This window comes from Marinobacter sp., assembly GCF_965229985.1.
Taxonomy (GTDB): Bacteria; Pseudomonadota; Gammaproteobacteria; order Pseudomonadales; family Oleiphilaceae; genus Marinobacter.
On the sequence record NZ_OZ245935.1, the window covers coordinates 1 to 12,710 of the forward strand.

The 12,710-nt window shown below is 47.1% G+C and carries 14 protein-coding genes; 4 read left to right on the plus strand and 10 right to left on the minus strand.

The window, feature by feature from the left end; all coding sequences use genetic code 11:
• Window positions 1-53: 53 nt before the first annotated feature.
• Together ACO06L_RS00005 and ACO06L_RS00010 are read right to left on the minus strand one after the other, a co-directional pair.
• A complete protein-coding gene (locus ACO06L_RS00005; RefSeq protein WP_172514340.1) occupies window positions 54-200 on the minus strand; it encodes a hypothetical protein in 147 nt (48 codons plus the stop codon).
• 18 nt (window positions 201-218) lie between these two features.
• A complete protein-coding gene (locus ACO06L_RS00010; RefSeq protein ID WP_075195753.1) occupies window positions 219-851 on the minus strand; it encodes a metallophosphatase domain-containing protein in 633 nt (210 codons plus the stop codon).
• A 254-nt stretch (window positions 852-1,105) separates the two neighbouring features.
• Here ACO06L_RS00010 and ACO06L_RS00015 point away from each other — a divergent pair, with 254 nt between their 5' ends.
• From ACO06L_RS00015 to ACO06L_RS00025, 3 genes are read left to right on the plus strand one after another with little or no spacing between them, the layout of a single operon-like run.
• On the plus strand, window positions 1,106-1,333 hold the full coding sequence (locus ACO06L_RS00015) for a hypothetical protein (RefSeq protein WP_075195754.1): 228 nt from the start codon (window positions 1,106-1,108) through the stop codon (window positions 1,331-1,333).
• 25 nt (window positions 1,334-1,358) lie between these two features.
• Window positions 1,359-1,556 (plus strand): hypothetical protein, encoded by a 198-nt coding sequence (locus ACO06L_RS00020; protein WP_136633023.1) that lies wholly within the window; start codon window positions 1,359-1,361, stop codon window positions 1,554-1,556.
• Window positions 1,557-1,567: 11 nt separating this feature from the next.
• Window positions 1,568-2,044: a putative molybdenum carrier protein gene (locus ACO06L_RS00025; RefSeq protein ID WP_075195756.1), complete on the plus strand. Its 477-nt coding sequence runs from the start codon at window positions 1,568-1,570 to the stop codon at window positions 2,042-2,044.
• A gap of 45 nt (window positions 2,045-2,089) precedes the next feature.
• Here the strand turns inward: ACO06L_RS00025 and ACO06L_RS00030 are convergent, their stop codons facing one another.
• From ACO06L_RS00030 to ACO06L_RS00040, 3 genes are all read right to left on the minus strand, one after another.
• Window positions 2,090-2,764, minus strand: a complete 675-nt coding sequence (locus tag ACO06L_RS00030) for a 3'-5' exonuclease (RefSeq protein WP_075195757.1) — start codon at window positions 2,762-2,764, stop codon at window positions 2,090-2,092.
• 144 nt (window positions 2,765-2,908) lie between these two features.
• Complete coding sequence (locus ACO06L_RS00035) at window positions 2,909-4,312, minus strand: DEAD/DEAH box helicase (RefSeq protein ID WP_075195758.1); 1,404 nt, start codon at window positions 4,310-4,312, stop codon at window positions 2,909-2,911.
• Entirely contained in the window at window positions 4,309-4,860 is a 552-nt protein-coding gene (locus tag ACO06L_RS00040) for a hypothetical protein (RefSeq protein WP_075195759.1), read from the minus strand. Before ACO06L_RS00040 ends, ACO06L_RS00035 begins: the two co-directional genes overlap by 4 nt.
• A 116-nt stretch (window positions 4,861-4,976) precedes the next feature.
• Here ACO06L_RS00040 and ACO06L_RS00045 point away from each other — a divergent pair, with 116 nt between their 5' ends.
• Window positions 4,977-5,186 (plus strand): helix-turn-helix domain-containing protein, encoded by a 210-nt coding sequence (locus ACO06L_RS00045; RefSeq protein ID WP_075195760.1) that lies wholly within the window; start codon window positions 4,977-4,979, stop codon window positions 5,184-5,186.
• 64 nt (window positions 5,187-5,250) lie between these two features.
• On the opposite strand, the gene ACO06L_RS00050 is transcribed toward ACO06L_RS00045, so the two are convergent.
• The 5 genes from ACO06L_RS00050 to ACO06L_RS00070 form a co-directional block, all read right to left on the minus strand.
• Window positions 5,251-6,432, minus strand: coding sequence for an NAD(P)/FAD-dependent oxidoreductase (locus ACO06L_RS00050; RefSeq protein ID WP_075195761.1), 1,182 nt, complete (start codon window positions 6,430-6,432; stop codon window positions 5,251-5,253).
• Window positions 6,433-6,507: 75 nt separating this feature from the next.
• On the minus strand, window positions 6,508-7,809 hold the full coding sequence (locus tag ACO06L_RS00055; RefSeq protein WP_083637217.1) for a site-specific integrase: 1,302 nt from the start codon (window positions 7,807-7,809) through the stop codon (window positions 6,508-6,510).
• Window positions 7,810-7,990: 181 nt separating this feature from the next.
• Window positions 7,991-8,473, minus strand: coding sequence for a hypothetical protein (locus tag ACO06L_RS00060; RefSeq protein WP_075195763.1), 483 nt, complete (start codon window positions 8,471-8,473; stop codon window positions 7,991-7,993).
• Window positions 8,474-8,481: 8 nt separating this feature from the next.
• On the minus strand, window positions 8,482-10,599 hold the full coding sequence (locus ACO06L_RS00065) for a hypothetical protein (RefSeq protein ID WP_075195764.1): 2,118 nt from the start codon (window positions 10,597-10,599) through the stop codon (window positions 8,482-8,484).
• Window positions 10,596-12,656, minus strand: a complete 2,061-nt coding sequence (locus ACO06L_RS00070; RefSeq protein WP_177190656.1) for a hypothetical protein — start codon at window positions 12,654-12,656, stop codon at window positions 10,596-10,598. The genes ACO06L_RS00065 and ACO06L_RS00070 overlap by 4 nt, the downstream gene beginning before the upstream one ends.
• Window positions 12,657-12,710: the final 54 nt, after the last annotated feature.

The following is a 12,710-nucleotide window of genomic DNA, read 5'->3' on the forward strand; positions in this document are numbered from 1 at the left end:
TGTCCAAAATCCAAATGTTCGCTTTGCGACCTTTGCGTTCATTGTATAAGTCTCTACTCAAAGCCTCGATTATTTTCTGGGAGATTACACTGGGCCTTCAAATCCACTACGTCATCAAACCCCGTTTCGTAACCCTCAACCAGGACCGGCGTCTCCGGTGGCAGGCTTTTCAGCCGTTTGATCAGTTCTTCCGCAGTCATGTCTCGTCTCCCGTCTTGTCAAAGGTCGAGAACGATCGGTGGGTTGGTGGGCGCATATCGTGCGGTGCAGGTGCTGGCATTGATTAACGTCGCCGTGCCGTGACGGTGCTCGCCGTAGCCTTCGTGAATATGCCCAAAGACGTGTGCTGTAAGGTTAAGCTGGCTGAGCCGATGTAAGAGATCAACACACCCCACGTTCTGGCATTTGAAGCTGAGATTCACTTGGTCCCCGATACCCTTCGGTGGCCCATGGGTTATCAGTACATCAGTGTTGTCGGGGATTTGCTGCCACTTGTTATACAGTGACTGGCCGCGATCCAGCATAAATGCCCAGTCCATGAAGGTGGGTGTCCAGGGTGAGCCCCAAAATCGAACACCTTCAATGATGACGCCGCTGTCCTCAAGATAGATCGCATTCGTCAGCGCTTCGACAGCAAGCTCGGGTGTCTCCTGAAACGCCCAATCATGGTTACCGGCAATGACAATTTTGTGCCTGTGGGGCAAAGTGCCGAGCCAATCGTTCAGGTCTTCCACGTTATCTAGGGTGCCAGCCCCAAGGCAATCTCCGGCATGAATCAGGACATCGCCATCCGGCACCTGTGGTATCCGGCGGTGTAGACTGTGGGTGTCAGAAACACATACAAGCCTCATCGGTCTTCCTATTTCGCGTGTAATGTGGGTGGCATGCTTTGTCTGCAAGCAATGGTAACCTTGCTCTGGAACGCGCAGTCGGATCCGTCTTCAGCGAACAATCTGATAGGCTGGTCGCGCTAAAACGCAGCCGTCATTGGCCATCCTTATCGAGACATGCCCATGTCACACACTATGTTCCTCGGAATAGCCCAAAGTATAACCGGGAGCGCCCCCTAGTCACGTTCATCGATGTTGAGGAGTCTGGGTTGGACATGCAACAAAGCTACCCGATTGAGATTGCCTGGGTGGACTCCTTGGGTAGCGCGGATAGCTTCCTGATTCGACCATCCCCCGCGTGGACATACTGGGAGCCGAAGGCAGAAACCATTCATGGGATTTCCCGAGAGCCCCTCATACGAGCTGGTTTATCGGTGGAGCAAGCTGCCGAGCGGTTGAGTGATGCCCTGGGGCTGGAAAACGGTGTGCAGCGACGCGCCTGATTTTGATGCTCAATGGATTGATACCTTGTTTCGCGCTGCGAGAATGGAACACGACTTCAAGGTCGTGGACCTTCGTGTGCTCTATACTGAGATCGGCCCCGACGCCACAGAACGGTTTCGTCATCGGGCCGCTTTAACGGTGCCTGCGCACCGGGCTGAGGCTGATGCACGGCGGTACGCACTGGCTTACGGCAAAGTGCAGAACTCCGATCCGGCTATGTGACTTAACTTACGATGATGTGTCCAAGAAAGGTGATCAGTGGAGGCCAGACTGGCGCTGACCGGGCAGCCCTCGATGCGGGCTTGGCAACGGGACTGGCCATTGGCGGGTGCTGCCCGAGGGGGCGCATGGCTGAAGATGGACCCATCGATGACCGTTACCCGCTGGAAGAGATTACCGGTGGGTACCGCCAGCGCACCAAACGCAACGTGCTGAATGCCGACGGTACGGTAATTTTCTATCACAGCGCCCCAGAAGGTGGTACTGAAGCCACGCTGGCTTTCTGTATCAGAGAGAAGAAACCTTATAAGCTTATTGACACCGAGAGTGTGGCGGCGAGCACTGCAGCGGGTATGATCCGAGAGTTCGTTCAGCGCAATGCCATCACATCGCTAAACGTGGCTGGCCCCCGTGAGAGCCGCTGTTCTGGGATGTATGGGTTCGTCTTAGAGGCACTTTGTCTGTCGTTGTCTGGGGGCGGCCTCAGTTGAAGGATTTCTCAGATTGCCCCTGATGCTCGATGCTGGAACATCAGCTCAGTCGTACCCAAGCCCGAGCTCTTGATCTAGCGCACTTAACTCGTTCAGCGCATCCAGGCGCCCACTCTGCCACTGGGTTACCAGCTCGGTTCCGAGTGACCAGTCCATAAAAGGCAATAGCCGGACGATGTTGCGTGCATCATCCACACCCCGGTGGTGGTGTCCCTCGAATTCGAGCTCATGAAATGCCAGAGCGTGGGCCAGCCCGTTCTTTTTCTTCTGCCCCGTTGTCCTACGCCAGATCTGTTTGAGGTTCAGATGAGGGTAGGTCAGAAAAACCGGTGGTGAGTTGTATTGTTCACTCTCCGCCTGAATATGGAGTCGGTCGTAATCCCCCCAGCTACACCAGATGAACTCCTTGGCAGGACTCCCCAGCCAAGCGTTGATCTCCTGACACACCACCGTAAATCCGGGGGCTGCATCCACCATTGTCTGGCTAATGCCAGTCAGTTTTGTACAGAAACCGCTCAGATGGGGGTGCCGCACGGGGCGCACCAGAAAAGACTTGCTGTCCAGTAGCGTTCCGTCACGAGTGGCCAGCGCGCACCCAAACTCAATGATCTCCATGTTATGGATGCTTTGTGGCTGGCCGGATGGGGCGTGCCGGCTTTCCCAGCAGGTCGCCTCTAAATCAATGACGAGAAGCGGTGAGTGATCGCTGAAATAATCCATCAGAAGCCTTGTGCTTTTCGCGCGTTAGTATTTTTCACAAGTTCCAGCAATATTTGGGTGAACTCGAAATCAATGAAACACCTAATCTGAACAGAGTTTATATGCCTCTGTAGATATCCCACTATATAAAAACTCCTGACCAAACTACGTTGCCCTCTCACCGAATAGGGACAAAACCTCACTCCAGTATTGATTGCTCACGGATAGATCAATAGTCTCCCTAGCGCCGTTATGTTCCGGTGCAACATCCCATGTGCCCGTATTATCGATACCGAGGTCCCACGCTGCTGACTGGCCCTCTTGCTGGAGCATTTCAGAGCCCTTTGCTTCATCCGGGCTTTGCTTTGATGATCTTGGCGAAAATGAAACCACGTGCTGCCCTGGCAGGTCGTCACCAATTCTGCGTGCAAATTCTGTCAAGCTGGGCTCTGCAAGGACGTAGAGCCAGCCACCAATGTTAGATGGCTCCCTTGCTTGGCGCCGGAGTATTCTGCCGAGGACTTGCCGAAAATGGAGCTCTGTTCGAATCCTGCTGAGGTGACAGCACACCTGCAATCTCGGGATATCGGTTCCTTCACTAATCATCCCCACAGAAATGATCCATCGATCAGATGATGTTTTGAAGTTTGAAATAATTTGATGGGCTTCGGGAGTGTTGTAAGTGACAACAACAGGTCTTTCTCCGAACGCTGAAAGCCGAGCTGCAATCTGTTCTGCGTGTGCCACTGTAGCCGCTACAATGAGGCCGGCAGCCGTAGGAACCTGCTTCCGGATCTCTAATAATTTTTTTGATGCTTCGGAGAGTGTCTGGTCGATCACTTCGTCCCGGAACAGAAAGTCAGGATAAGTAATATGACCCTGGCTGATTGTTTCCCGAATGCTGGAGTAGGTTTTAAGGCCGAGTTCCGATGACCTCAGGCTGATTTCTCGATTATCAGTGAGCACGATTTTTGGGGCTCGGCAAACGCCGTCGGTAACCGCCCGCTCCAAGCCATATTCGTAATCACAATGGAGCTCGCCGTCAGGCTGCGTGTAGCGAGAAAGTACTATTGGGTTGTCGTCAGTCCTCCAAGGCGTTCCTGATAGCGCCATTGTGAAGGAAGCCTTTCCTTGAATCCGATCGAGAATTGTTCGCCCCCAACTGTTGCCAAGTGAGAGTTCGTCCCCCCAGCTGCTGCCGGAGCAATGATGGATCTCGTCCAATACCACGAAGACCCTGTGTTCACTCAGTACTCGCCATAGCTCTTTGGGAAGCGTGTTCATCGACTGATAGGTATAGGAACCGCCTGCTGCGCCGATCTGGCCATTGAAGCTTCGCCCAAGGATTTGGCTGAATGTCTTGCCGACGCTTTGTGCTACTGCCCGTGAAGGGGAAAAACACAAGACGAAATCAATGCTGCCGCGCTCCAGAAGGACTTTCGCCACCGATGCTACCATGACGGTTTTGCCCGCCGCAGGTGTTGCGTGACATAGAAAGTGGGATTGGTACTCAAAAGCTTGAAGGGCTTGATCGATGCACTCTCTTTGCCAAAGGCGCAGTTGGATCATGCGGGAGATCCGATTTTTGTAATGACCGACTCTACAGCTCGAAGTTGGCCCAGAAGTTTCGTGCTTCTTTCGCGAGACTCCAGGTACTGTGCCTTCACGGCGCTCCGAAGTGCCGGGTATTTGTTATACAGGCGCTGGTATTCCTCCGCCTCACCAATGCTGGCAATCAGTTCGACCTTCCTTTTAGAAAGCTCCTCCTGCAACGCCCGTTGTGTCTCACCATCCATTGACGATTCAACGTGCCCATATGCAGCGCTAAATGGAGAAGGCTTGGCTTCCAGGGAAATGTCTTGGTTGTTTGAACGGTAGATAAACTTGCATCCGCGGCCAGTCGATCCCTCGTAGCGATCGATAACTTTTGCCTTTTCAAGGCGTAGAAGTTCTCTGTATATGTACTTGCGAACTTGGTTGCGGCTTGGCCGCTGAACTTCGGGTATTTGAAGAAGATACATATCCCGGATGCTGGTATTGGAAAAAGGAGTATCTGACTGCTGTCTCAGGAGTTCGATCAGGATCTTGTCGACGCTCAGTGGTTGCGATTTTTTCATAAGGCGGTCCGATTCGTCTGTAGGTCGATCTGGTCGACCCCCGAAAAATGGGTAGTATATGCCGTGGCTCGAAATGCCTCAAGAAACCATAGTCTTGTCTTTTGTGAGGGCAAGAAATGGGCTCACCGATTTGTGAGGCGTTTGGCCGGAATTTGCGTGCGATTCGAAAATCGAAAGGGTTTTCTCAGGAACGACTCGCTCATGAAACGGGAATTGATCGAAGTTATGTGGGGAAGATTGAGAGAGGAGAAGTGAACATTACTATCGAAAAAATCTACCTGCTAGCAGATCATCTACAGTGCTCACCTAAGGATCTGCTCATTTAGCCGTTGACTCCAGGTCGTCTGTTCTTCCGCTCTGGTCGATTGAATTTCAAATGCCAAAAACCATTCAGACATGTTGCCCAGCGGCTACTCCAGAAGCCCAAGCCCATTGGAAGTTATGACCGCCCAGATGACCAGTCACATCCACCACTTCGCCAATGAAAAAAAGCCCTGGCTGATTGCTTGCTGACATCGTTTTTGATGACAGATCACGAGTGTCCACTCCGCCCAAGGTAACTTCGGCTGTTTTGTATCCTTCCGTTCCTGCGGGTCGCACTTCCCAATGACTTAGGACGTCAGCTATCGCCTCTAAGTCTTCATTGCGGCAATACTGGAATGGTTTGTTCCACTTTTGGAGTTCGCAGAAAGCTTTTGCAAACCTTTTCGGCAAGAAATCTTCGAGAAAATGGCGGATATGGCTCCGTGGTTTTGTTTTGCGATGTTCGTGCAGCCTATCACAAACAGACACGCTCGGAAGAAGGTTGATCCGTATTGTATCTCCGGGATGCCAGAAGCTCGATATTTGCAGCATGGCGGGGCCGCTTAGACCACGGTGAGTGACCAGCATCGGTTCGCGGAAATGTTCGTTGTTACAGTGCACGTCCACAGGGCAGCTCACACCGGAGAGTGGCGCCAGTCGCTCCTTTAGTTCTGGATGCAGGGTAAAGGGTACAAGTCCTGCGCGGGTTGGATGCACGGAAAGCCCAAACTGCCGTGCAACGTCGTATCCGAAGCCTGTGGCGCCCATGGTGGGGATAGACAGCCCACCGCAGGCGATGACCAGGGATTCGCAGGTAAGGGTGCCGCCGCTGGTTTGTAGCTGATAGCCGTGATCGACGCCGTTGATTTTATTCACGCTTGTTTTAAGTCGCACTTCTGCGCCAGCCCACTCGCACTCAGTGAGTAGCAGGTTGAGGATCTCCTTGCTGCTGCCTTTACAGAAAAGCTGGCCCGCAGCTTTTTCCTCATGCTCAATGCCGTGGCGATCTACCAATTCTAAAAAGTCTTGAGGGGTGTAACGCTTGAGTGCCGAAATGCAGAAATGGGGATTGTCAGACAGGAAATTCGCCGGCGTGCTGTTTAGGTTGGTAAAATTGCAACGACCGCCTCCGGACATGAGGATTTTCTTACCAGGTTTATTGGCATGATCGAGTACCAATACGCTTCTGCCGCGATATCCCGCTGTTGAAGCACACATTAGCCCGGCTGCACCTGCTCCTATAATGATCACATCATAAGTGCTTGACATAGTATCTCCTGAGGAAAAGACCGCTAGTGTAGGGCAGTCGGTGTAATGAGCCAATGATTCGTTAGGGCTCGTAGTCTAAGTTCGGAAGTTCGCGACGAGATCCTCGATCTGATTGAGCTTGGCATTTAACTTCTCGATGGTTACGTTGCTAATCTGCTTTCCAGCTACATTCTGAACATCGCCTTTCAACTCGTTGGTTAGGTAGAAGATGCTCTTCAATCTGTCCTGAAGCTCTTTCACCTCATAGGAGTGTGCGAAGGCATCAAGCTCTTCCCAAGCCAAATCGATGTAGTGCCACAATGAGTCAACACTTCTGTGGCCTGTAAAACTCGCGACTTTTTTTAGTATTGTTCGGTAATCACTGTCGGTAATGATGTGGCGGCTCTTCAATGGATTCTTATCCATGAAGCTAATAAAGTGTAGCTTAACCATATTGGTGATAAAGCGATGTCTAAACATTTTCTGACAGTTCTTTTGTTTGATGCCGGCTCTTACCGTAAGCCTCCGAAATTCTTGGTAAGCGGCATCTGGAAGTACCTCTTTGCCGCTTTCAGAATTTAGATAGATTACATTGTCCACATCCTTCTCTGATTGAATAATTCCTGCAGCAAGCAGGCGTTCAATTAATTTCTTTCTGTAAGAATTGATAAATATTTCAGTCTTCATCGCCAAGCTGCGTGGAATTGGAATCGTTCTCATATTATTTTTGGAGTCGATCCGGCCTTTGAGTGTGGGGAGAATCAGTTGCGATTTTCTCAGGCTAGCCACATTGTTAGAACAGGGTATAGTGATTAATTCTTGAGGTCGGAGCCCCGTTGCTTCAAGCAACACGAGTTGCAGCTCACGCCTTCTATGCATGTATTCGAGATGGTCCGCCTGTTGCTTTCTAGAAAAAAGACCTCGCAGTTTTCTACTCACATTCTTATCGCTTCGTGAAGCCTCAAGGGTATCCCACAATTTTCTGATGTTTATTGTTGAAATAGGGGTTGCGTTCGTCGTGGTAGCTCTTGGTATGTTCATCGGGAAAACGTTGTGAATGATTTGCCGACCAGTTCTATGTGCATAAACTTCTTGCTTTAGCTTTATCTGATACCTTTTATCAGCATCATCCACGCCCGCAATCAGTCGCTCAGTGGCAATGTTTTGCTGAACCCAAACCAGAAAATTAATGGAGGTTGCCACAATGGCTTTAACCGTGTTGTTGTTCCTGACGCGCTCGTTGTAGATATCAGTTTCTTGACAGAGTTCATAGATAAACTCATCGATATGGCTGTGTTTCAAATCAGCGAAATTCACCTTTCTCGCGTAGCAAAATCGAACTAGGTGGGAAAGATTTCGCGCGTAATTCCCAAGTGTCCCACCATCCTTTTGGTTCACCGTCACAGTCCTACTTCTATCGCATAAATACATTTCTGCGATTACGCAAGGCGAGCCATTAGGCCAAACAAATGAGTAATAGCAATACCGTACACGATCGTTCAAAAAGATCTCACCGGTTCCACTATCGAATCTGTCTATTGTCGGAAATCGAACATTTTTGATGAGGCGATAAAGTTGACTAGTCATTGTCGGCAACGAGCGTCAAAGAAAAATACTCCCGATACAATTCGTTGTGCCTGTCCAAATCGTATTGGTATTCAGGGCTCTTTTTGACTGCATCGAGACAGATCCTATTCAAGTCGGTGTATGCTCGGATGAGGATCGCTCGAAACCTTTCGGCTTCGTCGAGTTTTTCTTTATAAAATAGGGCCCTACTTTTAGTTTCATTCGACTTTTTGTTTCTTGAATTTTTGCTTTTCTTTTTGATTGCGACCCTTATTTTCTCGAGTTGTTCGAAACCTCCGTCGAGTGCGGTATCTGAATACTTCTTGAACGTATTGAGAGTCATTGCATGGATGCCTACTGATTTTCGCTCAACAGAAGCAATCGCAGCCTGGCTCCCGCACTTAGATGTTATCCAGGAATATGCGTCAGGATTTTTCAGTGCTTCAATCATTGAATGATAGAGCACTCTAATGGATTCTTTTCTTATATCAGACATCTCACCGCCTACGAAATCTTGATAGCAATGTCGACCTTTAATCCTTCATCGACATTCTCGATACCAAAAACAGTTACTTCGAAATGACCCGACTCAATTTGAATTTCAAGCCATTGTTTCAGTTCGTCTTCTTTAATCTCGGAAATAGAGTTAACCTTGAACTGATTGCAGACTGCGTCATAAACATCTTCGATGTTGCTGACGTCAGAGAGATTATTACCGTCCTTGAAAAGCCTCAATTGCTGATACGCATATTCAGATTCAACCTCAACCATCTCCTGGCCTTCAAAGTTATCCTGAATATACTCAAAAATGTGATCTGGATTGGTGTGACCTGCCATCCACCGAGCGCTATCTAAGGAGGAAAATTTAAATGTCCAAAAAAAGTTCAAAAGAAACGATTTTCGTAATTCATGTGTATTGACGTACCACCGTCTTCCGTATTCATCGAGTGGTACTTCGATATGGTCACAGAAATAGGAAAGCCGTGACCTTATGAATTCATGATCGGCAATCGAAGCAGATGTCCAACTAAATCCGTAGTTGATTCCATACAGAAGGTATTGTTCTTCTTTTTTTGAAGGGACATGTTTTCGCGCATGTTTGTTCATTTCTTGAAGTAGTACGATGGCCCTAGCTGCAACACGCGGAATTGGCTTCGCATCTTCTGGAAGGATTCCGCGTATACCCGACTTTTCAATATCCTGCATGAGCCAAAAGCCATCGTTATCCTTGAAATATAAACAATCGTATTTTAATGAGGAGAGTTCGTTTACTCTGATCGGTTTCATTGAAGCTATTATAATGAAACAAGCACCCCGCAAGATGTCAATGAGATAGGTTAGCGGAGGTCTTGATCTGAATAATTCCACATCGCGGCCGTGATAATCAAACGAACTGATCTCTATTTTCTTTCGATGTCGTTGAAGTACGTTTTCAACAACAATTTCTCGTTTCTTATAAAGCTGAGTAAATGGTTTTTCAATGACTAATAAACCCTCGTTGTGCAAAGTGTCGAAAGCGTCTACCATAGCACTGATAATCGCCTCCCCTTTGTTAAGCACCCAATCAACCGAGGAGTTGATTATCTGCAGACAAACGGGCAGCGGAATCCAAGGTGTGTGTTTAATCTGCAATTGATTGTTCTGTATGTATGTGTGGATCTCTTCAAACCTAAACTGCTCTGAATCGGGCAATTCACGGTGGAACAACTTCTTTGTAGATAGAAAAATTTTAAAGTAACCCAAGAACTGCTTTATGTTTTCCTTGTTAGCTATAACTTCAGAAATAAGCGGAGTCGTATGTCCAGGAAACTCATACTCAAGCGTCACAGGCACGAGAACGTCTTGGCTTTTCCTTAGTAGATCTGGCTCAAATTGTCTCAAAAACGCACTGAATTTATCGCTATGCGTAATTTGTTGTGGGAGCTCAAATTCCTCGACGAATTTCATGCGGTCTATGACAGAATCACCGAATTTGGTTTTTCGGTAAAATCCTTTTGATTTAAAGACTCTGATTGCTTCGCTAATATCAGCGGATGTTAGATGGTAAATATCGTCGCTGATTAAAGCTGTACCGGACATCTCAAAAAAACGAGCTTTAAAAATCTCTGCAACGCCGAACAACTCCATGATTCCGCCGTGAATTTTCTCTCTTACGTAGCGAAAAAGTCGTTCTTGAGTGAGATTTCTAAGAAACTCTGATCGTGGGCATAGATTAATATCTTTACGAAAGCACCATTGAGCAAAAGATAGAAGGTTATTAACTAGACCAGGTAGTGAACTCACGGAGACGTTTGGAGCGATAGAGGTTGATTCTACTATCACGAAAATTGCTTTCTGGAGGAAGTCAAGAAAATCACGATTTTGAGGTGAATAGAGAAGTGTCCCATCAGGAAGCCGTCTGTTCCAATTTATGGTTCGCACGTACTTATAGCTACCGTCAGCCCTTTTAACAGTTTTTGCTGTTTTAATGATCCATTTGCTTTCATGAATTCCAGATAGCAGCCAATCCGCGATAAAATCACCGGAATAGATTGTGATTCCAGAGTCGTAGCCTGCGAGATACTTTTGAATGCTTACTACGTCCGCTTGGCTCCAGTCCAAATGGGCGTTGAGTTTTCTCATGAAATATTAGCCCGTCGCATGATAAGTTGATCCCACTCCAATTTTTCGGCCATTAATAATGCTTTGTTTTTTGCAGAAAAATTGGTTTCTCTGACGGAGGATTCGTTATGTTGAGAGAGGGTGGTGTTTAAATGCTTTGCTAATGTAATGAAACTGATAGGAGCCAAACCTGTTTTAGAGTCTTTCTGTGCAAGTGTCGATGCACCTATATTATTGTTCTCGGCAATAAGTTTATAAGCATACAACAATGACAGAGACCTCTCTGAAATATTTGCGATCAGATCGCCTTGATGCCTTTCGCGTGTTTCGTCGATTTTATCCTTCAGATAGCTGATTAGAGGATTGTTACCTTTGGAATCAAGAGCAAGCATTTCGAGAATAAAGCTATGTAATTCATTCAAATTACTAAAATCTACAGCGTCGAGTAGATAATCCTCATTTGCACATGCGGAAACAAGCATTAGGTTTTGAAACCGTCTCACCTGCCTTGTGTTATAGGCTGCTATGAGAGGTTTTGGAAGATAGTGCTCAAGCGCTACTCTTGTTCCGTTGCCTAATTTTCTAGAAACGGCTCTGATTGATCCAGTTCGAAAATACTCTAGAACGCCTTCTGAAGCTCGCAGTTTCGAATGGGTTATCTGATTTCGGGAAATCCCGGCATCAGCAAGGGACGGAAACAAGCTGCCGATGAAGAGTGAGCCTTCAGTTCTCCCGGTCAAATAGGCTGTTACTCTCGAACCTTGCGCACAGGTAAAATCCTTATCCTTTGAATTCATGGCGAGGATAACGAATAGGTACTTAGATAAATTGGTGGGGAGATTCGCGAGGTTGGCCGTGCGCATTTCTAAAAGCGTTGAGATAATCTCGAGACTTAAATCTGACAACCCTTCTTTCTTAAAAGCTTTGGCGCGACTCTTTTCAATCATAAAAGAAATTGAAGTTTCCCCAATTTCGAGACGTGATTTACCATGTTTGTCTTCAACCTTGCAGTTAAGCAAGGATAAAAAAGTAAATTTTGGATTTTCCATCATTAAAAGTGCGACGATAAAGGAAACATCCATGTTACCCAAAATGCCTAACATCCAATTTAGTTTTCCCGTATAGCCGATTTTATCTTTTTCAATATGGCTCGGGGGGGTATGACTCATCCATAATGATTTGTTTTCCCACATAACGGTTCTGCTTGCCAGCCCACAGTCTTCAATTTTTGATGAAAGTTTAATGAATCCTTTGTATTTTTTGCTCAATAATAGATAGGCGGCGAAAGATTTCCTGTTATGTCCAGATGAAAAATGGCGTCTAATGGGCGGGGTGCCTTTTTCGCGAGGATATATGTCATAGAAGTCTTTAGCTTTGACCCGTCGCTCAAGAGAAGCGAGATCAATTTCGTTTATTAATTTTTGGCCATCTTCAAAAAATGCTTTTAGGGTCTTCCAATAATCTGTTAACGCTTGATGCAATCTATTTCGTTTTCGTTCAAGATCGTAATAAAGCTCGTCCAAATATTCAGAGTCAGTCCTGCTCAAGCTCACCGGGCAAATTAGTTTATCAATTTGGTCTTTGTTATTAACTTTGTATGCTGCCTTTTCGCCAATTATGCTCACATTGAAGCTGGATTCTTTTTGGACTTGATTGACCTGCTTCATTGCGGGAATGAGAACTGAAATGGGTATCTGATCTCGGTCTTGCAAGTACACCAAAAAGGGGAGAAGATTTTTATTCCAAATAGCGACCCGTGTAGTGATGCTTGATTTAATTTCAGGCGTGATCAATGTCGTCAGATAAAGATTTTTTATTAGCGTCGACCAGTCGTCGGCTTTCTTTGGAAAAGCTTTCATCTCTGAGTCAGTAATAGTCGGTCGCAACACGCTATTTAGGCGACTCCACCAACTTTTTATTGAGATTGGTTTCTTACCCGTGCAGTAATTGACTGCATGCTGTGCGAAAGGTTCCCAGTCTTTTACATGAGACAGATAGTGAATATTGATGTGCCTACAAGCCCCGGCTTCGGATTCTATCCTTAACTGATGCTCGCCGTTTTTCATGGTGATTTTCACTATATCTCTACTTCCGTTAACTGTCGTTCTCGTTTAAATCAATGGCGCCCCATA